This window comes from Tenacibaculum ascidiaceicola (assembly GCF_047470925.1).
In the GTDB taxonomy this organism is placed as follows: Bacteria; Bacteroidota; Bacteroidia; order Flavobacteriales; family Flavobacteriaceae; genus Polaribacter; species Polaribacter discolor.
In genome coordinates, this window is sequence record NZ_JAZKJP010000012.1 from 214156 (window position 1) to 239805 (window position 25650).

At 32.4% G+C, this 25650-nt stretch carries 26 protein-coding genes; 2 read left to right on the plus strand and 24 right to left on the minus strand.

From position 1 onward, the window contains the following. Nucleotides 1–34 precede the first annotated feature (34 nt). Entirely contained in the window at nt 35–913 is an 879-nt protein-coding gene (locus VBY68_RS13035) for a hypothetical protein (protein ID WP_273694092.1), read from the plus strand. 124 nt (nt 914–1037) lie between these two features. Further along, nucleotides 1038–2099, plus strand: a complete 1062-nt coding sequence (locus VBY68_RS13040) for a zinc metalloprotease (RefSeq protein WP_121146541.1) — start codon at nt 1038–1040, stop codon at nt 2097–2099. 74 nt (nt 2100–2173) lie between these two features. Here VBY68_RS13040 and VBY68_RS13045 read toward each other — a convergent pair whose 3' ends face one another. The 24 genes from VBY68_RS13045 to VBY68_RS13160 all read right to left on the minus strand — a co-directional run bounded on the left by VBY68_RS13045 (nt 2174) and on the right by VBY68_RS13160 (nt 25586). Beyond that, nucleotides 2174–2650 (minus strand): hypothetical protein, encoded by a 477-nt coding sequence (locus tag VBY68_RS13045; RefSeq protein WP_415269979.1) that lies wholly within the window; start codon nt 2648–2650, stop codon nt 2174–2176. Nucleotides 2651–2691: 41 nt separating this feature from the next. Next, nucleotides 2692–3552, minus strand: a complete 861-nt coding sequence (atpG, locus tag VBY68_RS13050; protein WP_121146540.1) for an ATP synthase F1 subunit gamma — start codon at nt 3550–3552, stop codon at nt 2692–2694. 65 nt (nt 3553–3617) lie between these two features. Next, complete coding sequence (gene atpA / locus VBY68_RS13055; RefSeq protein WP_099215027.1) at nt 3618–5198, minus strand: F0F1 ATP synthase subunit alpha; 1581 nt, start codon at nt 5196–5198, stop codon at nt 3618–3620. Nucleotides 5199–5219: 21 nt separating this feature from the next. Beyond that, nucleotides 5220–5777: an ATP synthase F1 subunit delta gene (gene atpH, locus VBY68_RS13060; RefSeq protein WP_099215026.1), complete on the minus strand. Its 558-nt coding sequence runs from the start codon at nt 5775–5777 to the stop codon at nt 5220–5222. A gap of 7 nt (nt 5778–5784) precedes the next feature. Beyond that, complete coding sequence (locus tag VBY68_RS13065; RefSeq protein WP_099215025.1) at nt 5785–6285, minus strand: F0F1 ATP synthase subunit B; 501 nt, start codon at nt 6283–6285, stop codon at nt 5785–5787. 107 nt (nt 6286–6392) lie between these two features. Continuing rightward, entirely contained in the window at nt 6393–6581 is a 189-nt protein-coding gene (locus tag VBY68_RS13070; protein ID WP_099215024.1) for a hypothetical protein, read from the minus strand. A 42-nt stretch (nt 6582–6623) separates the two neighbouring features. After that, nucleotides 6624–7742, minus strand: a complete 1119-nt coding sequence (gene atpB / locus VBY68_RS13075; RefSeq protein ID WP_415269980.1) for a F0F1 ATP synthase subunit A — start codon at nt 7740–7742, stop codon at nt 6624–6626. 124 nt (nt 7743–7866) lie between these two features. Then, nucleotides 7867–8247 (minus strand): DUF6168 family protein, encoded by a 381-nt coding sequence (locus tag VBY68_RS13080; protein ID WP_099215022.1) that lies wholly within the window; start codon nt 8245–8247, stop codon nt 7867–7869. Then, on the minus strand, nt 8240–8470 hold the full coding sequence (locus tag VBY68_RS13085; protein WP_099215021.1) for an AtpZ/AtpI family protein: 231 nt from the start codon (nt 8468–8470) through the stop codon (nt 8240–8242). The genes VBY68_RS13080 and VBY68_RS13085 overlap by 8 nt, the downstream gene beginning before the upstream one ends. Next, nucleotides 8439–8846, minus strand: a complete 408-nt coding sequence (locus VBY68_RS13090) for a bactofilin family protein (RefSeq protein WP_099215020.1) — start codon at nt 8844–8846, stop codon at nt 8439–8441. The genes VBY68_RS13085 and VBY68_RS13090 overlap by 32 nt, the downstream gene beginning before the upstream one ends. 21 nt (nt 8847–8867) lie before the next feature. Beyond that, a complete protein-coding gene (gene porW, locus VBY68_RS13095; RefSeq protein WP_415269981.1) occupies nt 8868–11099 on the minus strand; it encodes a type IX secretion system periplasmic lipoprotein PorW/SprE in 2232 nt (743 codons plus the stop codon). 94 nt (nt 11100–11193) lie between these two features. Then, nucleotides 11194–11889: an ABC transporter ATP-binding protein gene (locus VBY68_RS13100; RefSeq protein WP_415269982.1), complete on the minus strand. Its 696-nt coding sequence runs from the start codon at nt 11887–11889 to the stop codon at nt 11194–11196. Nucleotides 11890–11910: 21 nt separating this feature from the next. After that, nucleotides 11911–13383 carry a DUF5687 family protein gene (locus VBY68_RS13105; RefSeq protein ID WP_415269983.1) on the minus strand — a complete coding sequence of 491 codons (1473 nt, stop codon included), beginning with the start codon at nt 13381–13383 and terminating at the stop codon, nt 11911–11913. 117 nt (nt 13384–13500) lie between these two features. Further along, complete coding sequence (locus VBY68_RS13110) at nt 13501–14001, minus strand: DUF1761 domain-containing protein (protein ID WP_415269984.1); 501 nt, start codon at nt 13999–14001, stop codon at nt 13501–13503. Nucleotides 14002–14100: 99 nt separating this feature from the next. Beyond that, complete coding sequence (locus VBY68_RS13115) at nt 14101–15093, minus strand: DUF4837 family protein (RefSeq protein ID WP_415269985.1); 993 nt, start codon at nt 15091–15093, stop codon at nt 14101–14103. Between the two features lie 26 nt (nt 15094–15119). After that, complete coding sequence (locus tag VBY68_RS13120) at nt 15120–16628, minus strand: lytic transglycosylase domain-containing protein (RefSeq protein WP_415269986.1); 1509 nt, start codon at nt 16626–16628, stop codon at nt 15120–15122. A 7-nt stretch (nt 16629–16635) separates the two neighbouring features. Next, nucleotides 16636–17397 (minus strand): exodeoxyribonuclease III, encoded by a 762-nt coding sequence (locus VBY68_RS13125; protein ID WP_099215014.1) that lies wholly within the window; start codon nt 17395–17397, stop codon nt 16636–16638. Between the two features lie 66 nt (nt 17398–17463). Continuing rightward, entirely contained in the window at nt 17464–18117 is a 654-nt protein-coding gene (locus VBY68_RS13130; RefSeq protein WP_099215013.1) for a 3-oxoacid CoA-transferase subunit B, read from the minus strand. A 2-nt stretch (nt 18118–18119) separates the two neighbouring features. Continuing rightward, a complete protein-coding gene (locus VBY68_RS13135) occupies nt 18120–18821 on the minus strand; it encodes a CoA transferase subunit A (RefSeq protein ID WP_415269987.1) in 702 nt (233 codons plus the stop codon). Nucleotides 18822–18876: 55 nt separating this feature from the next. Continuing rightward, nucleotides 18877–21156 (minus strand): penicillin-binding protein 1A, encoded by a 2280-nt coding sequence (locus VBY68_RS13140; RefSeq protein ID WP_415269988.1) that lies wholly within the window; start codon nt 21154–21156, stop codon nt 18877–18879. Continuing rightward, nucleotides 21156–21641: a gliding motility lipoprotein GldH gene (locus VBY68_RS13145; protein WP_121146529.1), complete on the minus strand. Its 486-nt coding sequence runs from the start codon at nt 21639–21641 to the stop codon at nt 21156–21158. The genes VBY68_RS13140 and VBY68_RS13145 overlap by 1 nt, the downstream gene beginning before the upstream one ends. Further along, nucleotides 21631–23067: a PSP1 domain-containing protein gene (locus VBY68_RS13150; protein WP_415269989.1), complete on the minus strand. Its 1437-nt coding sequence runs from the start codon at nt 23065–23067 to the stop codon at nt 21631–21633. The genes VBY68_RS13145 and VBY68_RS13150 overlap by 11 nt, the downstream gene beginning before the upstream one ends. A gap of 229 nt (nt 23068–23296) precedes the next feature. Further along, complete coding sequence (locus tag VBY68_RS13155) at nt 23297–24988, minus strand: glutamine--tRNA ligase/YqeY domain fusion protein (protein ID WP_415269990.1); 1692 nt, start codon at nt 24986–24988, stop codon at nt 23297–23299. Nucleotides 24989–25046: 58 nt separating this feature from the next. After that, nucleotides 25047–25586: a PepSY-associated TM helix domain-containing protein gene (locus VBY68_RS13160; protein WP_273694102.1), complete on the minus strand. Its 540-nt coding sequence runs from the start codon at nt 25584–25586 to the stop codon at nt 25047–25049. Nucleotides 25587–25650 lie beyond the last annotated feature (64 nt).

Below are 25650 nucleotides of genomic sequence, written 5' to 3' on the forward strand. Positions count from 1 at the left end.
CCCCCTATTTTTACTTTTGTTTAAACCTTAATTTATGAACACTAAAACCCTTCTTACTTTTTTAAAATTCTGTTCTTTTTTTATTTTTTTTGGCAGAGCTTACCAGCATTTATTTTGGGATGCGCCGTACCGAAGCTTTTTTTGGGATCAGCATTTATTGGAGCCTGTTGTTAATTTTCTTTTTGACACTAGTTGGCAATCATATGTCACTAACCTAAATACTGATTTTGCTATCCAAGTTTTAACCAGAAGCATTGGTGTTTTATATCTAGTTTGTGCTGTTATTTCAATTTTAATAAATGAAAACTCAAAAAAATGGATGAGTAACATTTTAAAATTAGGCGCGGTAAGTTTAGTTTTTTTAGCTTTAATGATTACAAAAAACAAGTTTTATCACCTTATAATGTTTTTTGAACACACCATTCAGTTTGGAGTTCCAATCGCTTTATTATATTTCTTAAAACACAAAAACACACCTATCTTACTTTTTTACCTAAAAGTTTTTATTGCATTAGCTTTCACTTGTCATGGAATGTACGCTATTGGTGTTTTTTATCCATTACCAGGTAATTTCGTTACCATGACCTTGAATATACTTCCTGTACAAGAAGAAATGGCTAAGAACCTATTATTTGTAGCTGGTGTTATAGATTTCATTATTGCTATTGCTATATTTATTCCTAAACTTTCAAAAGCAGCCTTGTTATATGCATGCTTTTGGGGTATTGTAACTGCTTTAGCAAGAATTCTTAGTGGCTTTCATTATGATTTTTCTTTAAGTATTATGCATCAGTATTTATACTTAACAATATATAGACTTCCTCACGGATTAATACCGCTAATGGTTTATCTATACTTAGTCAAAAACAATTCTAAAAAGCCTAGAACTAACAACAGTTTGGTTTCTGCTTGATTTACTTAATTAATATGTAAATGACACTTGGTAAAATAAATTTGAAGTTGTTTTGTTAAACTTTCAGAAACTAATGATTTGTAAGGTTTATATTCGCGAAAAATAACCCCCAAATTTTTCAAAAATGAAACTATTATTTAAAACTTTAGTTTGTTCTATTTTTTTATTCCTTTCATGTAGTGATAAAGAAAGTATCCCTAACGTTGAGCTTAAAACTTACTCTTTTGATTCTGAAACCAATTCTAGCTTGATGTTTCAAGACGGAGAACCTCAAGAAGTAATGACTTCAGAATCTCGTGTGTACGAAATAAGTAAAGTAATAAGAGTTAAGCCAATTGATAATAAAACTATTGAGGTTGCTAATTTCGCCCCAATAGATATAGAAGATATAACTATTACAGCTACGATTGAAGCTGAAGGTTTTCATAAACCTATTAAATTATTTAAAATTGATAAAATAAGAGCCCATGGTAAGCAAGAAATTAACTACCCTTTTATAAACAACTCTTCCTTATTTTTAAATACAAGTAATCAAGAAGTTGATCTTTCAATTTTTAAAGATACAGGTATAGACCCTAGTAATATTGTTTTTGATTTTACTGGTGATAACGAAATTATCCAAAGGCTTAAAGGTTTAAATAAACTAAAATGGACGATAAAATATCACGATTTTGATACAGACAACAATCCAGATAACAATTGGGCTGAAGATATTACTGCAAAAGACATCCGTCGATTCACAGGATTAATGATTAACCTTGGTGTTGTTTTTGCTTCTGATAATTTTAAAAATGAATTTATTAGTGAAAATATTATAGGAAATGATGGCACAACTGCTTTAACAGAAAACGAAAAGAAAGGAGCTTATAACATTATTTTAAACAAAACACGTTATAACTGTGGTAAGGTTGTTAATGTTTCTGGTTTAGGTGGTGGTGCAACCTTTGGTTTAGCTGAACATGTACTAAGAGATTATATTCGTAAAGAAACTGGTTTTATAACAGCACATGAAATAGGTCATACTATTGGTTACAACCATTCTTCAAATATGACATACCCTCATGAGGTAGATGGAATAAGTACTGGTATTAGCCCTGTTACCACAAGAATTATGAATCAGTTTTTTGAAAATGATTTATTTCCAGTAACCTTAGAAAACTATTATTTATCATCTGATTTTGAGTAGAGGAAAAATAATACAAAATAAAAAGGTTGTCTTAATAGACAACCTTTTTTGTTTCAATACTCTTTGAATACGTTTTAATATATTACATTATAAGATCCATTTGTAATCACTAATTTTTCAACAGAATCATTATTACATTCCTCAAAAGTTCCAGAAAAGTTTCCTGAAATTATTGAACCATCATTTACATTAGTAATATTTGAAATACTACTACTATACACAGAATCACCACATGTACCAGCTGTATTTCCATAAGTATAACCATCTACTGTATAAGTTACATGACTTAATGCATCTGCTCCAACTTCAGAAGTATAAAAATAGAAATTCAAAATCTTATCTGTTTTTACTCCAACGCTTCCTGATACCGATATTGAAGTTCCTTCTTCTCCTGATAATTTGTTTACAATAACATTATCAAATACTACTTCATTTCCGTTAATTGTCATTCTAATTTCACTTGCAGTTTTTAAATTGTCTTCATTACTAGAACAAGAAGAAATAGTCAATCCAATAAATAATAGTAATGTTGTTTTAAATAATTTTTTCATAGTTATTAAGTTTAAAAATTGAGGTTCGAAATTAGTCATTCTTAATTATTTAAAGCTTCTGCTCCACCAACGATCTCTAAGATTTCGTTTGTAATAGCAGCTTGACGTGCTTTGTTATAAGTTAATAATAACTCATCACGTAATTCCGTAGCATTATCAGTTGCTTTATGCATTGCAGTCATACGAGCACCGTGTTCGGCAGCAAATGAATCACGAATTGCCTTGTATAATTGTGTCTTTAATGACTTAGGAATTAACTCTAAAATGATTTCTTCTTTAGAAGGCTCAAAGATGTAATCTAAATTAGCATTTGATTCTCCTTCTACAGGTTGAATTGGTAAGAATTGCTCTACCTGTGGTATTTGAGTCGCTGCGTTTTTAAATCTGTTGTAAATGATCTCTATTTTATCATAAGAACCATCTACAAATAAATTCATTAACTGTTCAGCAACTTGAGCAACGTTTTCAAAAGTTAAGTCATCAAAAATATTACTTCTATTTTCAATAACTGTATATTCTTTTGATAAAATATCGTTTCCTTTTTTACCAATCGTTAATAAATCAACAGTAGCATCGTTATATTTTTCATTAATAGTTTTAACTGTTTCTTTGATAATAGATGAGTTAAAACCTCCACATAAACCTCTATTAGAAGTTACAGTAACTAACAATACTTTGTTTACTTCTCTTTCTGTTGAATATACTCCACCTGCATCGCTATCTAATGTAGCACTTAAGCTTTGTAATAATTCAGTAAGCTTAGATGAATACGGGCGCATTGCTGTAATTGCATCTTGAGCTTTTTTCAACTTTGCAGCCGATACCATTTTCATGGCAGAGGTGATCTGCATTGTTGATTTAATCGAAGTAATTCTGTTACGTATTTCTTTTAAGTTTGCCATTTAATTGAACTTAAAATTTATAAAACCCCCGCATTGTAATGCGGGGATGCCTTTTTTTGTTTTTATTAAGCTGAAAATTTAGCTGAAACTTCTTTTGCAGCGTCTCTTAAAGTATCAATTACTTCATCAGTTAATTTTCCTGCTTTTAAAGTATCTAAAGTATCTCTGTGCTTCGCATTTAAATACTCTAAATAATCTTTTTCGAATTCTTTTACCTTGTTTACAGGTACATCTTTTAACAAGTTCTTAGAACCTGCATAGATAATAGCTACCTGATCTTCTACGGTATAAGGGTCGTTTTGAGCTTGCTTTAAGATCTCAACGTTACGCTTACCTTTTTCAATTACATTTAAAGTAGCTGCATCTAAATCAGAACCAAACTTAGCGAATGCTTCTAATTCACGGTACTGAGCTTGATCTAACTTTAAAGTACCAGATACTTTTTTCATTGATTTAATCTGAGCAGATCCTCCTACACGTGATACAGAGATACCTACGTTAATCGCTGGACGAACCCCTGAGTTGAATAAATCAGACTCTAAGAATATCTGACCATCAGTAATTGAGATTACGTTTGTTGGAATATATGCTGAAACGTCTCCTGCTTGTGTTTCAATAATTGGTAATGCAGTTAAAGAACCTCCACCTTTTACAATTCCTTTTAAAGAATCTGGTAAATCATTCATTTCACTTGCAATTTTATCGTCATTGATAACTTTTGCAGCACGCTCTAATAATCTTGAGTGTAAGTAGAATACATCTCCAGGATATGCCTCACGTCCTGGTGGTCTTCTTAATAATAATGAAATTTCACGGTAAGCAACAGCTTGTTTAGATAAATCATCATAAACAATTAAAGCTGGTCTACCAGTATCACGGAAATATTCTCCAATTGCAGCTCCTGCAAATGGTGCGTATACTTGCATTGCAGCTGGATCAGATGCATTTGCAGCAACAATAGTTGTATATGCTAACGCTCCTTTATCTTCTAACATATTAGCAATAGCTGCTACTGTTGAAGCTTTTTGACCGATAGCTACATAGATACAGTACACTGGCTGTCCTGCATCATAAAATTCTCTTTGGTTTAAGATAGTATCAATAGCAACAGTTGATTTACCTGTTTGACGGTCTCCAATGATTAACTCACGTTGACCACGACCAACTGGAATCATTGCATCGATAGATTTGATACCTGTTTGCATTGGCTCAGTTACAGGCTCACGGAAGATAACCCCTGGTGCTTTACGCTCTAAAGGCATTTCGAAAGTTTCACCTTGAATTGGTCCTTTACCATCTATTGGTTGTCCTAATGTGTTAACAACACGCCCTACGATTCCTTCTCCAGCTTTTAAAGAAGCAATTCTTTCTGTACGTTTCACAGTAGATCCTTCTCTTACTGAAGTAGAAGCTCCTAATAATACAACACCTGCATTATCTTCTTCTAAGTTTAATACGATACCTTCTAATCCGTTATCGAATTCTACTAATTCTCCGTATTGTACGTTAGATAATCCATAAACACGTGCAATACCATCACCTACTTGTAATACTGTCCCTACTTCGTTTAATGAAGCCTTAGACTCAAAATTTGTTAATTGTTCCTTTAAAATTGCTGATACTTCAGCTGGTTTAATTGCTGCCATCTTATTTCTTTTGATGTATAATTAAATTTTTGGAATGTAATGACCGTTGTCAAACTCTCTCCTTAACTCATTAAATTGGCTAGAGATACTTGCATCGTACTGCACATCTCCAACTCGTAAGATAAATCCTCCTAAAATATCAGGATTTACTATATTCTCAATACTTGCATTGTTTCCTGTAAGGGCAACAATTTTAGCTTGTATTTTATCTTCTAACTCTTTTGTTAAAGCTACTGCTGTAGTAACTTTAGCTACGTTGATGTTCTTGTGGTAATCGTATATAACAGCATATTGCTTAGCAATAGACTCTAACATTACCATACGCTTATTTTCCTCTAATAAGTTAAATAACCCTTTTACTATGTTATCTACTTTATCACCAAAAAGCGCATTTAAAACCTTACGTTTATCTGCAGCTTTGATTACAGGACTTTTAAGCATAACATCTAAATCATCGCTCTCAGCAATTGTATCAACGATTAACTTCATGTTATCGTTTACTAAAGTTTCGCTTCCTGAATCTTTAGCTAAGTTTAAAACTGCCTTTGCGTAACGTAGTGCTGCTCTTGATTCTTTCATCTACTGATTAGTTTAAAGTAACCTCTTCTAACATTCCTTCTACAAGCTTTAATTGATCGTCTTGTGAAGCTAATTCTTTTCTTACAACCTTTTGAGCTATTTCGATAGATAAATCTCCAACTTTCTTCTTTAACTCAGCGATTGCTGCTTGTTGCTCTTGCTTAATAGTAGCTTTTGCATTCTCTACCATAGTAGATGTTTGCTCTTCAGCTTCTTGTTTTGCATCAGCAATGATTTTATCTTTAATTTCACGTGCTTCCTTCATCATCGCATCTCTCTCAGCTCTTGCTTCTTTTAATAAACGCTCGTTATCAGCTTGTAAGTTTTGCATTTCTTTACGAGCATTTTCTGCTTGATCTAATGCATTTTGAATACCTTCTTCACGTTCTGTTAAAGCAGCCATAATTGGTTTCCATGCGAATTTGAACAATAAAACTAGTAATATTACTAATATTAATGCTTGCATAGCAAATAGCCCTGGAGAAAAATCATTTATTAACTGATCCATTGTATATGAAATTTAATCTTTTTACTGTTTGTTTTTTGTTTAATTTGAAAACATTTCCTGTAACCAACCGTTACAGGAAAATGTTTTACTTCTGTTTTGTTTCGGAATTATTTTCCTAAGATTAAAGCACCAAATGCTAATCCTTCTAATAATGCTCCGATAATGATCATCGCTGTTTGGATTTTATTAGCTGCTTCTGGTTGACGTGCGATAGCTTCCATTGCACTACCACCAATTTTACCTAATCCTAATCCTCCTCCGATAACGATTAATCCTGCTCCAATTAAATTGTACATACTGATTGATTTATATATAATTAAACAAATTCTTATTCTAAATTAATGATGCTCGTGTTCTTCAACCGCCATACCAATAAATAATGACGATAGCATTGTAAAAATAAATGCTTGTAAAAACGCTACTAAAATTTCAATTACTGTGATAAATAATGCCAACAACAATGAAATACTTGTTGAACCTACAGCACCGAACTGATTTTTTAATGTAATCATTAATGCTATTAAGCTCATTACTACGAAGTGACCTGCTGTAATGTTTGCGAATAAACGCACTAATAAAGAGAAAGGTTTAATTAATATAAATCCAATCAATTCGATTACTGCTAAAATTGGTCTTAAAATTACCGGTACACCAGGCATCCATAATGTGTGTGCCCAGAAATCTTTGCTACCATTTGTCAAATAGATTACCAACGTAAACAATGCTAAACATACCGTTACTGCTATTTGTCCTGTTACGTTAAATCCAAAAGGAGTTAATCCTAACAAGTTCAATATCCAAATAAAGAAGAATACTGTTAACAAATAAGGCATAAACTTCATGTATTTTTTTTCACCGATATTAGGCTTTGCTATTTCATCTCTTACATAAAGCACTAAAGGTTCTAATACACGACCAACCCCTGTTGGAATTGCTCCTTTTTTATAACTTTTAGCTAACGAACCAAAACCTAACAACATTAACAATCCTACGAACAACATACCAAATACACTCTTAGTTATAGAAAAATCTAACACCTTGTGCGCATTGGTAGCATGGTGAGTCTCGTCAAAAGCAACTGCTGTTTCTCCTTCGTTTAACTCGTATATTTTACTGTGAATTTTAGTAAGTTTTACTCCACCTTTTTCAACAACAACATGACCGTCATCATTGTGGTGAAATTCAGAAGACATAAAGGTTTTTAACCCTTGACTTGTCCAGACAATTACAGGCAATGGAAAACCAACATGTTTACGCTCTCCTGCATCGTTTGTATACGAAAACAATGTAAAATCATGTGAATCTGCTAAGTGATGTTTAATGTATCCATCAATTTGCTCTCGTGTATTAATCTGACCTCCGTTTGAAGTATCACCTCCTCCAGCGAATGCTGTAAATGAACTAAATACTATTGCTAGTACCGTTAAAAAATAGATAGGTTTTTTTGCTATCATCATACCTTACTAAATATAGAATTATGGTCTCTAAATTTCCGTGCAAAGGTACACAATAAATTAAAACTACAAACGGTTTTTTTATTTAGTTTTCCTGAGTCTTCTAAAGACTTCAAAAAACAGTAAACTATCTATTATTCAACAACTTTGAAACACCAATAGCTTCCACTAATAAAAAAGTAAGAATAGGAAGTAGTATTGAAACTTTTTCAGGTTTAGTTAAACCTGTTTCAGAAAAAATAGAATCTTGATATAACAAAATAAAAACTCCGAATTTTACTAACATTAAACCAAGATACAAGTAACCTGTTTCATTCGGTAGGTAATTTATTACTATTTCTACTGCAATATAAGTTACTAAAGAAGCAATTAAATTGAATACATATACTGATAGTAACGAAAAAGATAAACTAACCGTGTTTTTTTCTATGAAATAATTATTAACAAAGAATCCTAAAGCAGCTAATGCAGCTACAACTATAGTAAAAATTATAATTCGTTTAATCATCGTTTTTTGTTAAATTGGTTACTTGTATAATTACCGAAAGCATAGCTCCGAAAACCGCTACAAGTGTACAAATTTTTACGTAAAGTTGATTATCGTTTGGGTATTTTTGGTCTAACCATTCACCTAGTAAACTTCCTAGGTAAATAGTTAGTCCCATTTGAAGTGCGATTCCTGTGAATCGTATGTATTTATTAAGCGGATTTTTCTTTGAGTCCTTGCTCATTCTTGTTTAATTCTTTTACCGCTCCTTTCATGGCACAAGTAGCATTGAATTCTGCTCCTGGCTCTACAGATAGCTTTCCTATAACTACATCTCCTGTAATGTTTGCTGAAGATTTTACTGTTAATGTATTTGATACAAATAACTCTCCTGAAAACTCTCCTTCTACATCAGCGTTAGTACACTCTACTTTTCCTTTAATTAAACCAGTACTACCAATAATTACTCTACCATTAGTTTCTATAGTTCCTTCTAGGGTTCCGTCGATTCTAAAATCTCCTTCAGAAATTATTTCTCCAGTAATTTTAGTGTTTTTTCCTATAATGTTTCTCTCTGCAACTTTGTTTTCTCCTGTTTTTTTACTCTCTTTACCAAACATATTCGGGGAATTTAAGGGTGTTTATGTTTTATTTAATTGTTCTATGATTTCTTTTGCTTTCTTACCTTCTTGAGTAGTTGCATAACTAACCGCAACAAACTCTAATGCTTTTTTATAGGTATCTTTATCTTGATATTTACCTATAGCCAAGGCTTTTAGGAGCGCAAATTTAGGGATTAAATTTGAATTCTTGAGTGTAGTTGAAAAATTATCTATCTCATTAACAACCTCTTCAAACTTATTTTCTTTGTATAAATAGTATATTTCTTTATACTTATTTAAAACCTCATCTTCTTTTTTTTCTTCTGTAAGTTTTTTATCAGGGTTTAAAATTATCTGAGCAAAACTTGTTTCTGGATACTTCTGTAAAATAATATTCTTATACTCATTTGCCTTAGCTACATCTCCTTGCTTTTTATATATCTGGTACAAGTGATAGCTTATTGGTAATTCTAGCTTATTATCTGTTCTAACCTCACTTAAACGCTCTAGGTTCTTAATAGCTAGTGTAGCATTTGTAAACTGCTCTTTATAAATTAACCCTAATTGGTATAATGCGTCATTACGTTCTTCAACTAAGTTACTAATAACTTTTTCATCTGTAGGAATTGCATCCAGATATGTTGAAAGTTCATACCTCTTATTTACTTTGTTTCCATCAGTATCGTCAGTTACATCATCTGCAACGCTTATAGATTTATCTGACAATCTCCAGTTATCTTCTAAAGGACGTGTTCCCCATATTTTTTGAAATTCTGCTCTTCCAAAACCAAGTGCTTGCGTATTGTAAAAATACCACTTTCCTTTATTGGTATTATTATTTATGGATGCTCCTCCTCCAAAACCACTTCCGAAATTTTGAGCATTAAGTATTTGTTGTCTCTTTTCTTCGTCTTCTTTTTTTATTTTTTCAACATATGCTTCAAAAAAAGAAGTTCTTTCATCTGGTGTCATTGCTACCAAACTAAGAATACTGTCGTTATTTTTAACAGTTTCCTCGTATTTTCTTAGAGTTGTAAGCCCTTTATTTTTTCTTCGAATTCTACGGATTCTTTTTTCTTGATCAAACTCTTTAGAAACCACTTGCATTACACTATCATAATACGAGCCTGCTAACAAGTAATTCTCTTTTTCAAAAGCCATGTTTGCCAAGCGTTCATACGCATATGTTTTTTGATAATTGTTATTATGCTTTGCTTGTAAAGACTTTTTATAATATTCTGCTGCTGCTTCAGGGTTATTTCTTCCTTCTTGAATTACCCCTGCTTGGTAGTATAATTCATTTAAAAACTTTCGGTTATCTGAATTTTTAATCAGTTTTCTTAACCTCGCCAACATTAATATTGATGTTGAATCATTTGGTGTATTTTTAGCAAGTTCTATATTTGCTCGAATACGGAACTTGTCTGGTGCTCTTTTAAATTCTGATAATTTTCGAAACACCATTCTTGCTGAATCTTTTCTATCTAATTCGCTGTAAACTTGTCCTAAAACAAACATGTTTCGAGCTGATTGTTCTCTATTATAATATGTTCTAGTAGCTAACTTTAGATAATCTACCATTTTTTGGATGGTATCTGTTTGCTCATAAGCCATAGCCATAGCTGTGTAAGCTTGCTCTTTTACCGATTTGTTTATTTTTTCTTTCTCATCTAAAACATCTAACAACAGCATTAATGTTTCTATGGCTCTTTTTTCATTCCCTAAACGAATGTTTGCTTTCGCTCTCCAAATTTTTGTTTCGTAGTTTAAATCAGCCTTTGGATAGTTAACTATTACATAATTAAAAGCTTCTAATGCCGGAATAAAGCGTTGAGTATAGTATCTTGATTTCCCTAGTAATAAATAAGCATCATCTATCTGGCTATTTCTTTCATAACCATTAATGTTCATTGAATGAGTTTGAACTGCTTTTATTGCTTTTTCCTCTGCTTTTTCAAAGTGTGTTAAATTCTTATTTTCTTCTTCTTCGTCTGCTCTAAAACCTGTACCTGGATTTAGTACTTTTGTAGTTAATTTACTTTCATCAAAAGTTATAGGCTCTATTTGCAAGCGTTTCCAGAAATTGTCTTCGTGCTTTTCTTGAATTTCTTCAAGTCCTTTTAAATACGCTTGCTCACCGTTAAAAAGCACATTGTATTTGGTGGTAACAGCATGGTAATTTCTATTTAAAAAAGCATCCTTTTTAACACTACACGAATACACGATAGCTGCTAAAACACTGAATACTATTATCTTTACCCCTTTTTTCATATACTATTACTTTTACAGTACAACAACGTAATAATTGTGTTTTTTGTACGTAAAGAGGTAAAAATAATAATTATAAGATGATTTTCACCTTGTTTTATGCAGAAAAATAGCTTTCTAATTCTTGTAGGGTTTCTTGCGACGTATTTATGTCCTTCACAACATTTCCTTTATCTAAAACTACAATACGTTCGCAAACCTCAGTTACATGACTTAAATCGTGACTAGAAACTAGTACGGTTACATCATTATTTTCTGTTAGTTTTTTAATTATTTTTTTTAATCGAATTTGTGTTGTAGGGTCTAAATTAGCGAAAGGTTCGTCTAAAATTATCACCTGCGGATTCCCCATCATTGCAGCAACAATACCTACCTTTTTCTGATTTCCTTTACTTAAGCTTCGTAAATACTTTTTCTTTCCTAAAATTTCATCATTAAAAAACTCATCAAATTGAGCTAAAAACCCTTTTACATCAGCTTTATTCATTCCACGTAAGTCCCCAACAAAATCAAAATATTCTTCAGGTGTTAAATACCCAATTAAAAAAGTTTCATCTATAAACGACCCTGTAAACGTCTTCCAATTTTCACTTTTATTTACAGTAACTTCATTATTTATAATTTCTCCTGTAGTTGGTCTAATTAAATCTAACAACAGGTTAAATAGCGTCGTTTTTCCTGCTCCATTATTTCCTACTAGCCCAAAAGATTGTCCGCTAGGAATTTTTAATTCTTCTAAATTTAAGACTTGTGTAGTTCCGTATGTTTTTGAAATGTTATTTATAGATATCATTTTGTTTAGTTTTTTGGTTGGTTATGATTTTTGGCTGAATGCATGTATTACTGCGTACTTGCTTTTAATGTATCTTTTTTCTATAAAATTCATAAAGTAATTTTTGAACGCTAATGCTAGTACTCCTGCAATAGCAATTGCTAAAACTCCAGCATTAAAGCTAACAAACTTGTTGAAAATCCAGAATAGGAACATAGGAATTCCCATTATTGGAATTATTATTAAAAATTGTGTTGCGCTAGTTCCTTGATAATTTGAAAATCCACTTTTATTTAGGTCTATACGTTTTCGGTTAAAAGAACCTGCAAATAACAAAAAGAGTGAATTAAACCCGATATTAAATATTGCCCCAGCGGTTATCATTAAAAAAATATCTAATCCGTAGAAATAAACATAAGGAATACTTAAAAGGTATAACACTCCTGATACTACAACCATTAAATACCACTTACTTTCTAAAAACTTTCTATAACGAATGTTTTGACTCATAAGCATTTTATAATACTCACTATCCCATGCTGGGATGAACTGACCATAGTTTAGTGTAAAACCTCCTGTTACAAAAATTGCTGCAAATACTAAGAAAGCTGGCATTTTTTCTCGATAAGTTTCTTCCCCAAAGAAAATCGTTCCATAGAAAAGAAATAAAAACGACATAAAAAACACTGTTTTAGTTCGTTTATTTCTCCATATTTGACGGATATCATTTTTTATAAATGGTGCTACATCTCCTAGTCTATCAACAAAAGATAAATTTGACTCTTTAGCTACTTCTTCTTTACTTTTTATGGCATCATCTAAATATACTTTTTCTCTTAATAGTTTAAAGTTTACATAATATAAACCTATCAATAGAACCACTCCTATTAATGCCAAAGCAGGAAAATTATATACTGATTGAAAAACAGGTGCAAATATGTCGTTTACGTTAAATAGCTGGTATTTATTTGCAAAAAACAACACTCCAAGCACAGCTATCATAACACCTAACGCATAATTATTTTTGTTGATTAGAAAATTTACATAGTTAGCACTTAACACTAACATTAGCATTAAAAACAACCATCCTAAAACCCCCATAATATCATAACCTTCACCTATTAGTACTATTGAAAAAGGCACGTAAAAAAACAGCGGCATTATATTGAAAAATGATAAAGCTGATTTACCTAATACAAAATGAACTAACTTTTCTTTTTTAACAGGTAAATTTAAAAATGGCTTGATGTTTAGTACTGGTAGTTTTTGCATTAAATAACGAAAAACTAAATCTCCTAGTAGTAAAAAAATAAGAAATCCATTAACAAATAATAGTGGATCTGTATTTGGATATTCTTTCTTAATAAAAAAATATCCTCCTATTCCTATCATTAAAAATGAAACTAGCATATACAGGGCAAAAAAGCCCATAACAATTTTTAGTGCAATACTTTTTCCGAAATAAGAAGAGCGAAAAAACTGCTTCCACTCTAACTTAAAAAAATGTGCAATCATTTGGTTATGTATTTGGTTGACTATCTTATTTGTCTTTTCTAACAGTTTTTTGTTACATAAAAAAGCATCAATTTTAAAAATTGATGCTTTTAAATTTATCTTTTTTAAATAAATCAGTTATGCCCATTGACAAATTACTCCTCCCATTAAGGCTAATGTAATAATCCAATAACCAGCATTAATAGCTACATACTTAACACTTTTTCTTTCAAATAATGCTTGTGTAGCTAAAATAGGTAAACCAATTAGTAAACCTATCATAGTTCCATGTAACGCCCCATGTTTAAATGTTCTAAATCGGTCTCCAAAGTTGGCTATAAACTCCTGAAAGTAGGCATATGCTCCCCCTGTTTGTTCAACGAAACCTGGCTCTCCCATTAGGGTTGATTGTACCCCCCATTGATGGATTACTAATGTTTGTAAGATAAAAGCTAACAAAAAACTAAACACATAAGCTAAACCAAAAATGAGCCCCATATTTGAACCTTTCATAGATTCATCGGTAAAACCGACCTCTTTCATCCATGCATTCTTAAATAACATAGGTCCGTACCAAATAAAACCCATTACCATAGGTACTAATGCAGCAATTGCTGTAATTAAAAAATTAAATCTCATAAGACTATAAAGTTTTGGTTATCAATTAAATATAACGAAAAAAAAGCACCAAACTTACGTTTAATGCTTTTACTTGTTTCTTATGAAGTAATGTTCTTCTTACTTAATTTTTAACGATTTTGCTATCGCTTCTAGCTCAAAGATAAAATCTCTTTTATTTACTGATGGAGCGTAAGTAAATCCTTCAAATACAATAACACGCTTATTTTCTTTATCAATTACTGTATAGTTAATAAATGGTCCTGCCATGAAATCATTTTTCACTTCCCATTTACCTCTTGTTTCAAAGGCCTTTTTTCCATCAATCTCTGCATCAAAAGTAAATGGTGTATACGCTTGTTCAGTAATCATATGCATACCTTCTTTACTTCCAGGAATATATTTTTTACCGATTGCATCTCTCATTCTTGTAATATTATCGGCTACTTTACTTTCATCTTCTAATGGATAACTATATATTAAAATATTGTTAGTTCCATCTCCTCTAGCAATTCCGCTTTTTAAATGTTGGCGTAACCATAAAAAGCCTCCTGTATCTTCAACTAGTTTAAATCTTTCAGGAATGGTTAATGTAATTCCTAAATTTTTAATTGTTTTGAATTGAGTTTCATCTAGTTTTTCTTTTTTAAAGATTCTTTGAGTAAACTTTACATCTTCATCTTTAAATAACTTAATTATTTCTTTTCCTCTGTTACGAATTAAATCTACCAAATCTCCTTTGCTTTTGGCTGTCGCGTAAACTAATATTTGAGGTTCAGCATATTTATTTTTTTCTACTTCAATTTTTTCTTTCTCTCCTTCTCTAAGAATTAAAACGGCTTTTGCATGCCTCATAAATCCATTAAACCCGACAGGGTCTATTTGACCTACTGAAAGTAGTGTTTCTGGTTGCGGTAAACCTACTTGGTGTTCTCCAAAAACAGAACGGATTTCGTCACCAATTTTACCTTCCCAATCATTTCCTTTAATCACTACCAATATTTTATTGGTATTTCCGTTTGATGTTGGTAAAACATAGTCGCTTTTTCCTCCATTATTTTTACACGAAACTGTTATAAAAATTAGGGCAAATAATGCTATTAGTTTATTCATAGTTTATGGTGTTTAGTAGTTGTTTTTTAACTTTTAAAAATTTTAAGTTTCATTCCTGGTTTCAAACTTTTAACACTCCAAATATTGTTCCATTTTTTAATTTCTTCAACAGAAACTGATGGATACTTTTTTGAAATGGTCCATAATGAATCTCCTTCTTTAACAACATACACCTCATGCTTGCCTGTTGGTGTTTTATATTTTTTCTTCGAAACTTTTTTTGGAACAGCCATTCTTTTAGGATAAACACTTAATCTTTGACCTATTTTTAAGTGATGTGTGCGTAAACCATTCCAACGTTTAATATCACTTACTCGCACCCCGAATTTATTAGCTATTTTACCTAAATAGTCTCCACTTCGAACCCTGTAACGAATACGTTTATCCATTTCGAAGTATTTTGGTAATGGCTTTTCTCTTTTAGCATCATCTTCGTTTGCTAAAGCATATATTTCTTTTTCCTTTTCTAAGAAGTCCATTAAGTTTCTTCGAGGTAGTCGAACTGCATAATTTTTTTCTTTTACATACGGAATAATATCTAGTTTATACGATGGATTCAAGAACGCTAATAAATCAGAATCGATTCCTGTTTTTTCTGAAATCTGATCAAAACTAATGGTTCTTTTTACACGAACCGTATCTGTTTCAAAGTTGAAAATTTTTGGTGCTTCTGGGTAAATGTGATGTTTTTCTGCGTATTCAAAAATATACATTGTAGCATAAAATGCTGGTACATAACCTGCTGTTTCACGAGGTAAAAATGGACGAATATTCCAGTAGTTCTTATATCCTCCCGAACGCTTTATCGCTTTTGATACATTTCCTGGTCCTGAGTTGTATGCAGCTAAGGCTAAATCCCAATCACCAAAAATTTTATATAGTTGACTTAAGTATTGACAGGCTGCTTTTGTTGATTTCACAGGATCTTGACGTTCATCTACATATGAATTCACTTTCAAATCAAACTGAACTCCTGTCCCATACATAAACTGCCATAAGCCTGTAGCTCCTACCCAAGATCGTGCGTCTGGCCTTAACGCTGACTCAACAATAGCTAAATATTTCATTTCTAACGGAATATCATATTGATCTAGGTATTGCTCAAACATTGGAAAATAATATTGAGCACGAGCCATTAAGGCTGGATAGTATTTTTTACGATACTTTAAATAACTGTTAATTACTTTTTCCAACGCAGGATTGTATTCTAAATGAAATGGTGTTTTTACATTTAAATCTTGTAGCCTTTTCTTTAATAAGTCGGTCGTAAGAATTGTGGTTGTATTACCTAAAATGTCTTTATCATTAATTACATACTGAATACTGTCAAACAACGATGAGTTAAACTTTTCTTCAATTAGTAAACTATCAATCATCTTTAAATCTTCCGTAGAAAATAGCTCTTGGTTTTGTGTTGGATTTATAGAATCGCTTACTACAACATTAACACTGTCTTTAGCTACGAATAAGCTATCAACAGGTTGTTGCGCAAAAATTGAAGTTGTAAAAAGGAGTAGTGTTAGTAATTTCTTCATTTTGGTTTTATAAATCTAATTCAACAGCAATTGGGCAATGATCTGAATGTTTTGCTTCTGGTAAAATATATGCTCTTGAAATTTTGTCTTTTAATGGTTCGGTTACCATGTTGTAATCAATACGCCAACCTTTGTTATTTGCTCTTGCATTTGCTCGGTAGCTCCACCAAGAATATTCTTGCTTTTCTGGATGTAAGTGACGGAAACTATCAATAAATCCACTATTAATAAATTTTCCTAACCACTCTCGTTCTTCTGGTAAAAAACCAGATACACCTTTCATTTTTGGGTTGTGGATATCTATTTCTTCATGACAAATGTTATAATCTCCACAAATAACTAAGTTAGGAATTTCTTTTCTTAACTCAGTAGCATACGCTAAGATTTCATCCATGTAGTTGAATTTATAGTCTAGTCGAGCACTATTAGTTCCAGAAGGCAAATACATACTCATTACAGATACCTCATCGAAATCTACACGAAGATTTCTTCCTTCAAAGTCCATTGATTCAATTCCTGTTCCGTACTCTACATGTTTTGGTTCTTCTTTACAGAAAATTGCAACTGATGAATACCCTTTTTTTTCTGCTGAAAACCAAAAATGATGTGGATAGCCTGCGTTTTCAAACTCTGTTACATCTAATTGTTCTTTGTGTGCTTTGGTTTCTTGAATACATATTACATCAGGATTTGCTGCTTGTAACCAATCGATAAATCCTTTTTTTAATGCTGCTCTAATTCCGTTTACGTTGTATGAGATTATTTTCATCTACTTTTAAAAATACAAAAACGTAAAGCATAGTGCTTTACGTCTTTTTTTAATCCTATAATTTTGTTAAATATCCATTTCTGGAATGTCACCTTCGACTACTAAAGTTCCTTCTGTAGCTGCTTGAATTTCTTCTACAGATACTCCTGGAGCTCTTTCTAATAAGTGAAATTTATTGTCTTTAATTTCTAATACCGCTAGGTTTGTTACAATTTTTGTTACACAACCTACACCTGTTAATGGTAATGAACATTTTTTAAGCAGTTTCGATTCTCCTCTTTTATTGGTATGCATCATCGCTACAATAATATTGTCGGCAGAAGCTACTAAATCCATTGCTCCTCCCATACCTTTTACCATTTTTCCTGGTATTTTCCAGTTAGCTATGTCTCCATTCTCAGCTACTTCCATAGCTCCTAAAATAGTTAGGTGAACATGTTTACCTCGAATCATTGAAAAACTAGTAGCAGAATCAAAAAAACTTGCTCCTGGTAACGTAGTTATAGTTTGTTTTCCCGCATTAATAACATCAGCATCTTCTTCTCCTTCAAAAGGAAAAGGTCCCATACCTAGCACTCCATTTTCTGATTGAAATTCTACTTCAATATCATCACGAACAAAGTTGGCTACTAATGTTGGTATTCCGATACCAAGATTTACATAATATCCGTTTTTTACTTCTTTTGCGATTCTCTTCGCTATTCCGTTTTTATCTAACATAACTAGCTTCTTTGTCTTACAGTTCGTTGTTCAATTCTCTTCTCATACTTTTCTCCTTGGAAAATGCGTTGTACAAAAATTCCTGGAATATGAATTTGATTTGGATCTAGTTCTCCTACTGGGACTAACTCCTCAACTTCTGCAACTGTTATTGTAGCTCCTCCACACATATTTGGGTTAAAGTTTCTTGAAGTTCCTTTAAAAATTAAGTTTCCAGCGGCATCTCCTTTCCATGCTTTCACAAACGCAAAGTCTGCTTTAAATGCTGGTTCTAACACATACATTTTTCCGTCAAACTCGCGAGTTTCTTTTCCTTCTGCTACCTCTGTTCCATAACCCGCTGGGGTATAAAATGCTGGAAAACCTGCTTGTGCTGCTCTACATTTTTCTGCTAAAGTTCCTTGTGGTGTTAACTCTACCTCTAGCTCACCAGATAACATTTGACGTTCAAATTCATCATTTTCTCCTACGTAAGAAGAAATCATTTTCTTTATTTGACGATTTTGTAATAACAACCCTAAGCCAAAATCATCAACTCCTGCGTTGTTAGAAATACAAGTAACTTCTTTTACTCCTATTTTTACTAACTCAGCAATAGCATTTTCAGGTATTCCACATAAACCGAAACCACCTAACATAAAGGTCATTCCATCTTGTACCCCTTCTAATGCTTCTTGTACGTTATTTACTTTTTTATTTATCATTATAGTTGTTGTTTTTAAGCTTTGCTTACTAAGTGATTAAACACCTTATAATATACTAAAAATCTGTATCGTCTGGTCCTGTTTCTTCTTTCTCTCCTTCTTTTGGTTCCTCAACTTTTGAACAGTCTAGGTTTATACTTATATCTTTAGGTTTTTCAAAGTCCCCTTTACTAACTTCTAATGTTTTATCTTCATAACACTTCCTCATAAACATGGCCCATGTTGGCAATGACATGGTCGCACCTTGTCCGTATCTTAGTCCTGCAAAGTGTGTAGCCCTATCTTCTCCCCCTGTCCAAACACCTGTTACTAAGTTAGGAACAATTCCCATAAACCAACCATCTGATTGGTTTTGTGTTGTACCTGTTTTACCAGCAATTTGATTGGTAAACTTATACGGAAAACCTGTTACTGCGTCTCCTGCTGAAGCCCATGATGAACGTAACCATACTCCTGAACCTCTATGCGTTACTCCTTGCATTAAATCTAAAATTACATAGGCGGACTCTTCACTCAATACCTCTTTAGTTTCTGGTACAAATTCTTCTAAAACAGTTCCATTTTTGTCTTCTATTCGGGTAATCATTAAAGGACTTACACGTAACCCTTTATTGGCAAAGGTTGAATATGCACTTACCATTTCTAATAAAGATAAATCAACTGCTCCTAATGCAATAGATGGATTTGCCTCTAATTTAGATTTTATTCCTGCAGATTCTGCCAATCGTACCACATTTATAGGTGAGACTTTGTCTATTAGCTGTGCAGTAATTACATTTACAGAACTTGCTAACGCGTCTTTTAGCGTTAACTCACCTCCATATTTACCTCCTGCATTTTTAGGTGTCCAATCTTCTGGCATTCCGTATTTTTCCTTAGGAATAGTATAAGGAGTATTTGGCAATTTATCACAAGGAGACATTTTTAACTGGTTAATTGCCGTAGCGTATACGAAAGGTTTAAATGTAGAACCTACTTGACGCTTTTGTTGTTCTACCGCATCATATTTAAAATACCTATGGTTTATTCCTCCAACCCAAGCTTTAATATGACCTGTTTGAGGCTCAATAGATACCAAACCTGAACGTAAGAAATATTTATAATGACGTATTGAGTCATAAGGAGTCATTACCGTATCACGTTCACCTTTCCATGTGAAAATACGCATATCGGTAGCTGTATTAAAGACCTTATCTATCTCTTTTTCAGATTTCCCTGCTGCTTTCATTCGCTTATAACGATCAGAGTTTTGCTTAGCTCTTCGTAAAATTCCTTCTATATCTCTTTTACTAACTCCATAAAAAGGAGCATTTTTATTTCTTTTTTGTTCCTTATCAAAATATGTTTGAAGGTTTGCCATATGCTCATATACTGCTTCTTCAGCATATTTTTGCATACGAGAATCTATAGTTGTATAAATTTTTAATCCGTCTCTGTAAATATTATACTCTTCTCCATTTGGCTTAGGATGTTCTTTTACCCATTCTTTCAAAATACTTCTTAAATGTTCTCTAAAGTATGTAGCTAAACCATCACTATGCCCTTCTCTGTTTATATTAAGTCCTAATCCTAATTTTTGCAATGAGTCTTTTTGTTGTTGAGTAATAAACTCACTTCTATTCATTTGCTTTAATACAACATTTCTTCTTTGCTTCACCATCTCTTTTCTTCTTAATGGGTTAAAAAGAGAGGAATTTTTAAGCATTCCTACTAGCATTGCAGACTCTTCTACATCTAGCTCTTTTGGTTCTTTTCCAAAATAAATTCTAGCTGCCGAACGTACTCCTACTGCTTGATTTAAGAAATCGTATTTATTTAAATACATTGTTATGATTTCTTCCTTGGTATATTGGCGCTCTAGCTTTACAGCTACCACCCATTCTTTTACCTTTTGAAGTACTCTTTTAAAAATGTTTCGAGAAGCTTTTTTCGTAAACAGCATTTTTGCTAGCTGTTGAGTTATCGTACTCGCCCCTCCACTTCCTGGTTTTAAAATAGCTCTTGCAGTTCCTCTAAAGTCAATTCCTGAATGTTCATAAAAGCGCTCATCTTCTGTTGCAACTAACGCTTTTACCATACTTTCTGGAATATCTTTATATTTTATTGGTGTTCTATTTTCAACAGCGTATTTTCCTAAAGTTTTACCGTCTGATGAAATAATTTCTGTAGCTAAATTATTTTCCGGATTTTCTAACTCCTCAAAAGTTGGCAATGCCCCAAACACTCCCCAAGAAGCTAGTAAAAATAGTAGACTAATAAATAAAAAACCTCCTAAAATGATTCCCCAAAACCATTTAATGTACTTACTAAAATTTGTTGCTTTTTTCTCTGTCATTACTTTATTTTTTCAATTCTAAACCCTACATGAGTTATTCCTTCTAGTTCTTCAATTCCTTCAACTTCTCCATTTTTTCGCATGGCTTGTCGAACCTTAAAAGTATACTCTCCTTTGCGGGGAAACGTTATGTTTTCTTTATAAAAAAGTTTATTTTCTTTAATATCTGTAAAACCTTCTCCTAAAAACTTTCCTGTAACATCTGCCATATCATATTCCAGAGTATCTATGATTATTTGTCCGTCAGGAAAATCCATTTGTGTAATTAAAAAAAGATTACTGTATGCATAATCCTTATTATTTCTAAGGTTTATAAAAAGGTTTTTCTTACCAATTGAATCGTTAATTGGAAATGTAAATTGTATTGTGTTCTTTTTATTCCATGCACTTTTTGGAAGTGTAATATAGTTATCAAACTCACTATTTGAGTCACATGAAGCTAATAGCATAGCTACTAAAAAAAAGATGCCAATTTTACTTTTCATTATTGGTGTTATTTTTATTATCGCTATTGTTTTTTTTACGTTGATTGTTATTTTTTTTTCTAGGGGGTCTCGGTTTCTTTTGTTGCCCTTGTGGTTTATCAGTTGTTTTACTTTCTGGTTTAGGTTTTCTAGTTTTTGGGTTGTTTTTAGGTCTTGGCTTCCTATTATCAACTCTCTTTTTTTCAGTTTTTTGCCCTCCTTCAGTTTTGGTTGGTTTTACTTGTGGCTTTTTCTTTTGTCTTTTGTTTGTAAGAGGTTGTTTATTTTCTTCCTTTTTACCTGTTGGTTTTCTTTTTCTGCGTCTGGTATTTTTACGTCCTTTTTTAGGCGTATCGAAACGTGTTAAACTATCTTGACCAACAACATTCTCAAAGTCAACTGAAACTTCTTCGGTTATCTCTAATTCATATTCTTCTAACGGTAAAGCAAGTTCATTATTTTTATTTAATTCTATAATTTCTTGAACTTGATCTAACGATAGTTTATACCATTTAAAGCTTTCTTCTTTGTAGGTATACCAAAGTAACTTTTTGAAGATGTCCATTTTAACGAAAACAGCATCTCCTTTTTCTGTTTTTAGTACTTTATCTTGTTTAGGAAAGCTTTGTAGTGCGTCTAAATATGTATCCAATTCGTAGTTTAAACAACACTTTAGCTTACCACATTGCCCTGCTAATTTTAATGGGTTTAGTGATAGCTGTTGATAACGAGCTGCTGCTGTATTTACCTTTCTAAAATCGGTAAGCCAAGTAGAGCAACATAGTTCTCTACCACAAGAACCTATTCCTCCTAAACGAGCAGCTTCTTGGCGCATTCCTACTTGACGCATCTCTACACGAATAGAGAAAGCACTCGCTAAATCGCGAATTAACTGACGAAAGTCTACACGCTCATCTGCTGTATAGTAAAAAGTAGCTTTGGTTCCGTCCCCTTGATATTCAACATCAGAAAGCTTCATTTTTAACCCTAAACGGCTAATAATTTCTCTTCCTTTTCGTTGTGTTTCTAGCTCTCTTCCTCTTGCTTCTTGCCAAACATCAATGTCTTTTTGAGAGGCTTTTCTGTAAATTTTCTTTACTTCATCACTATCTGCTGTAATTTTTCTTTTTTTCATTTGAACTCTTACAAGCTCTCCTGCTAAAGAAACAATACCAACATCGTGTCCTGAAGATCCTTCAACTGCAACCACATCTCCCATGGAAAGAGTTAAGTTTTCAGGATTTTTATAAAAGTGTTTTCGTCCATTTTTAAAACGGACTTCAAAAATATTAAATGGAGCTTCACCTGAAGGTAAAGTCATGTTTGATAACCAATCAAAAACAGCGAGTTTATTTCCACTTCCACATGTGCCTGTTGCACAATTTCCGTTACTCTTACAGCCATTTGGCACTCCGCTTTTGTTAGTTGAGCAACTGCTACAACTCATACGATAGTATATTTTTTTGAAATATTTTTTAAACCTGTGGTATTTACAGTATCAAAAAACATTTTTATTATTTGATTTTCAGTTGCATAAAATTTACTTTACAACAACTATCCTTAATCTGTAAAGATACATATTCTAATGAAAAGTGAAAATTGATTTTTTTGTTAAAAAAAATGCTGCTTTTGAGTTAAAAAGCAGCATTTTTTATTTGTTTTTATGTCTTTAGAGACTATTTGTTCTTTTTTGCCCAGTTATCTCGTAACCCAACAGTTTTATTAAACACTAAACTTTCAGATGTTGAATCGTCATCTACATTAAAGTATCCTAAACGTTGAAACTGAAAACGGTCTCCAATTTGTGCTGTTTGTAAGCTTGGTTCAACATAAGCTGTAATTTTTTCTAAAGAATTAGGGTTTAAGAATTCCATGAAGTCTTTGTCTTTATGGCTGTCTGGTGCCTCATCTGAAAACAGTCTGTCATACGCTCTTACCTCAGCTTTTACAGCATGTTTTACCGATACCCAATGCAACGTTCCTTTTACCTTACGTTTACTTTCTTCCGTTCCACTTCCTGATTTTGTTAATGGATCGTACGTACTGTGAATTACGGTAATGTTTCCGTTTTCGTCTTTTTCTACACTATTAGCTGTGATAAAATAAGCATTCTTTAAACGAACTTCTTTTCCTAATTTTAAACGGAAGAATTTTTTATTTGCTTCTTCTCTAAAATCTTCACGTTCTATATAAATTTCTCTTGAAAAAGGCACCTCTCTTGTCCCTGCATTTTCATCTTCAGGATTGTTTTCAGCAATTAAAATCTCTTCTTGATCTTCAGGGTAATTATCAATTACCACTTTTACTGGATCTAAAACCGCCATCACACGATTTGCTGTTTTATTTAAATCTTCACGGATTTTAAACTCTAGTAATGCTACATCAATCACATTTTCACGTTTAGAAACTCCTACTGTTTCTACAAAACTACGAATGGCTGCTGGTGTGTAACCACGACGACGTAACCCTGAAATGGTTGGCATACGTGGATCATCCCATCCTGAAACAATTCCTTCTTCAACCAATTTCATCAACTTACGCTTACTCATTACTGTATAGCTTAAGTTTAAACGTGAGAACTCTCGTTGTTTTGGTGGTAATGGGTATTCTGACTGACTGTACTCATACACATTATCTCTAAACCAATTATACAGTTCACGATGAGGCTTAAACTCTAATGAACATAATGAGTGCGATATTTGTTCTATATAATCACTTTCTCCATGAGTCCAGTCGTACATTGGATAAATTACCCAATCGCTTCCTGTACGGTGGTGTTCTTTCTTTAAAATACGGTACATGATAGGGTCACGCATTAACATATTTGGTGAAGCCATATCAATTTTAGCACGTAATACATGAGAACCTTCTTCAAACTCACCGTTTTTCATACGCGTGAATAAATCTAAGTTTTCTTCAACACTTTTGTCTCTATTTGGACCTGCTACTCCTGGTTGCGTTGGCGTTCCTTTTTGCTCAGCCATAGCTTCAGAAGATTGATTATCTACATATGCTTTTCCATCTTTTATTAATTGAATTGCCCAATCATACAGTTGCTGGAAATAATCAGAAGAATAACACTCTTTTTCCCATTGATATCCTAACCAAGCTACATCACGCTTAATAGCATCTACATATTCTTGCTCTTCTTTTGCTGGGTTTGTATCATCAAAACGAAGGTTTACTGGAGCATTGTATTTTTCTCCTAAACCAAAACTAATACCTATAGCTTTTGTATGCCCTATATGTAAATATCCATTTGGTTCTGGTGGAAAACGAAAGCGCAAATTTTCTTTTGGCATTCCATTTGCCAAATCTTCTTCAACAATTTGCTCTAAAAAATTCAATGATTTCTTTTCTTCTGACATCTTATCGTAAATTGAAGTGCAAAATTACATAATTTAGTTGATGTTTTAACCAAAGATATTAAGAGAACAATATTAAAAACAGTAATGGAAATAACATACCTACAACAGCTAGCTTCCAACCTCTTCCTTTGAACCCTTTTTTCCCTAATGGAATTAAAACCCCTGTAATAGCAATTACCAACATTGCAACCCCAAAAATATCCGAATACCAAACCCAAAAACTGTTTGTTGATTTATGTAAATACATCGAATGTCCTACAATTGGAACCTTCCTCTTATACTCAATAGTTCCGTTACCTGTTTTAGCATCAGCATCTAAAATAATATTATCTTTAAAATACACACGAATTTTTCCATTTCTAACTCTATGCCCGTCGTATTTTCCAATATCCTTTGTTAGATTTGAAATATATTCTTTTGTTAGTTCTTTTTCCTCTAAAGGAATTTTTAACTCGAAAGGTTTATTTTCATAAGTATAATCCATTGGATACCAATCTTGTCGGTGATTAAGGATTATTCCTGAAAAAGAAAAAGCTATAATTAGTCCTACATAGAAATACGCTAAATCTCTATGTAAATTTCTGTTGGTTATTTTCATTTTAAAAAAGTAAAAGGTTGAAACAAGCTTTCAACCTTTTGTTTATTATTTTATATAATCTAGG

Excerpts from the sequence above, each read along its gene's own strand:
- VBY68_RS13035 (WP_273694092.1), top strand. The coding sequence starts at position 35 with ATGAACACTAAAACCCTTCTTACTTTTTTAAAATTCTGTTCTTTTTTT.
- VBY68_RS13040 (WP_121146541.1), top strand. The coding sequence starts at position 1,038 with ATGAAACTATTATTTAAAACTTTAGTTTGTTCTATTTTTTTATTCCTT.
- VBY68_RS13045 (WP_415269979.1), bottom strand. The coding sequence starts at position 2,650 with ATGAAAAAATTATTTAAAACAACATTACTATTATTTATTGGATTGACT.
- atpG (WP_121146540.1), bottom strand. The coding sequence starts at position 3,552 with ATGGCAAACTTAAAAGAAATACGTAACAGAATTACTTCGATTAAATCA.
- atpA (WP_099215027.1), bottom strand. The coding sequence starts at position 5,198 with ATGGCAGCAATTAAACCAGCTGAAGTATCAGCAATTTTAAAGGAACAA.
- atpH (WP_099215026.1), bottom strand. The coding sequence starts at position 5,777 with ATGAAAGAATCAAGAGCAGCACTACGTTACGCAAAGGCAGTTTTAAAC.
- VBY68_RS13065 (WP_099215025.1), bottom strand. The coding sequence starts at position 6,285 with ATGGATCAGTTAATAAATGATTTTTCTCCAGGGCTATTTGCTATGCAA.
- VBY68_RS13070 (WP_099215024.1), bottom strand. The coding sequence starts at position 6,581 with ATGTACAATTTAATTGGAGCAGGATTAATCGTTATCGGAGGAGGATTA.
- atpB (WP_415269980.1), bottom strand. The coding sequence starts at position 7,742 with ATGATGATAGCAAAAAAACCTATCTATTTTTTAACGGTACTAGCAATA.
- VBY68_RS13080 (WP_099215022.1), bottom strand. The coding sequence starts at position 8,247 with ATGATTAAACGAATTATAATTTTTACTATAGTTGTAGCTGCATTAGCT.
- VBY68_RS13085 (WP_099215021.1), bottom strand. The coding sequence starts at position 8,470 with ATGAGCAAGGACTCAAAGAAAAATCCGCTTAATAAATACATACGATTC.
- VBY68_RS13090 (WP_099215020.1), bottom strand. The coding sequence starts at position 8,846 with ATGTTTGGTAAAGAGAGTAAAAAAACAGGAGAAAACAAAGTTGCAGAG.
- porW (WP_415269981.1), bottom strand. The coding sequence starts at position 11,099 with ATGAAAAAAGGGGTAAAGATAATAGTATTCAGTGTTTTAGCAGCTATC.
- VBY68_RS13100 (WP_415269982.1), bottom strand. The coding sequence starts at position 11,889 with ATGATATCTATAAATAACATTTCAAAAACATACGGAACTACACAAGTC.
- VBY68_RS13105 (WP_415269983.1), bottom strand. The coding sequence starts at position 13,383 with ATGATTGCACATTTTTTTAAGTTAGAGTGGAAGCAGTTTTTTCGCTCT.
- VBY68_RS13110 (WP_415269984.1), bottom strand. The coding sequence starts at position 14,001 with ATGAGATTTAATTTTTTAATTACAGCAATTGCTGCATTAGTACCTATG.
- VBY68_RS13115 (WP_415269985.1), bottom strand. The coding sequence starts at position 15,093 with ATGAATAAACTAATAGCATTATTTGCCCTAATTTTTATAACAGTTTCG.
- VBY68_RS13120 (WP_415269986.1), bottom strand. The coding sequence starts at position 16,628 with ATGAAGAAATTACTAACACTACTCCTTTTTACAACTTCAATTTTTGCG.
- VBY68_RS13125 (WP_099215014.1), bottom strand. The coding sequence starts at position 17,397 with ATGAAAATAATCTCATACAACGTAAACGGAATTAGAGCAGCATTAAAA.
- VBY68_RS13130 (WP_099215013.1), bottom strand. The coding sequence starts at position 18,117 with ATGTTAGATAAAAACGGAATAGCGAAGAGAATCGCAAAAGAAGTAAAA.
- VBY68_RS13135 (WP_415269987.1), bottom strand. The coding sequence starts at position 18,821 with ATGATAAATAAAAAAGTAAATAACGTACAAGAAGCATTAGAAGGGGTA.
- VBY68_RS13140 (WP_415269988.1), bottom strand. The coding sequence starts at position 21,156 with ATGACAGAGAAAAAAGCAACAAATTTTAGTAAGTACATTAAATGGTTT.
- VBY68_RS13145 (WP_121146529.1), bottom strand. The coding sequence starts at position 21,641 with ATGAAAAGTAAAATTGGCATCTTTTTTTTAGTAGCTATGCTATTAGCT.
- VBY68_RS13150 (WP_415269989.1), bottom strand. The coding sequence starts at position 23,067 with ATGAGTTGTAGCAGTTGCTCAACTAACAAAAGCGGAGTGCCAAATGGC.
- VBY68_RS13155 (WP_415269990.1), bottom strand. The coding sequence starts at position 24,988 with ATGTCAGAAGAAAAGAAATCATTGAATTTTTTAGAGCAAATTGTTGAA.
- VBY68_RS13160 (WP_273694102.1), bottom strand. The coding sequence starts at position 25,586 with ATGAAAATAACCAACAGAAATTTACATAGAGATTTAGCGTATTTCTAT.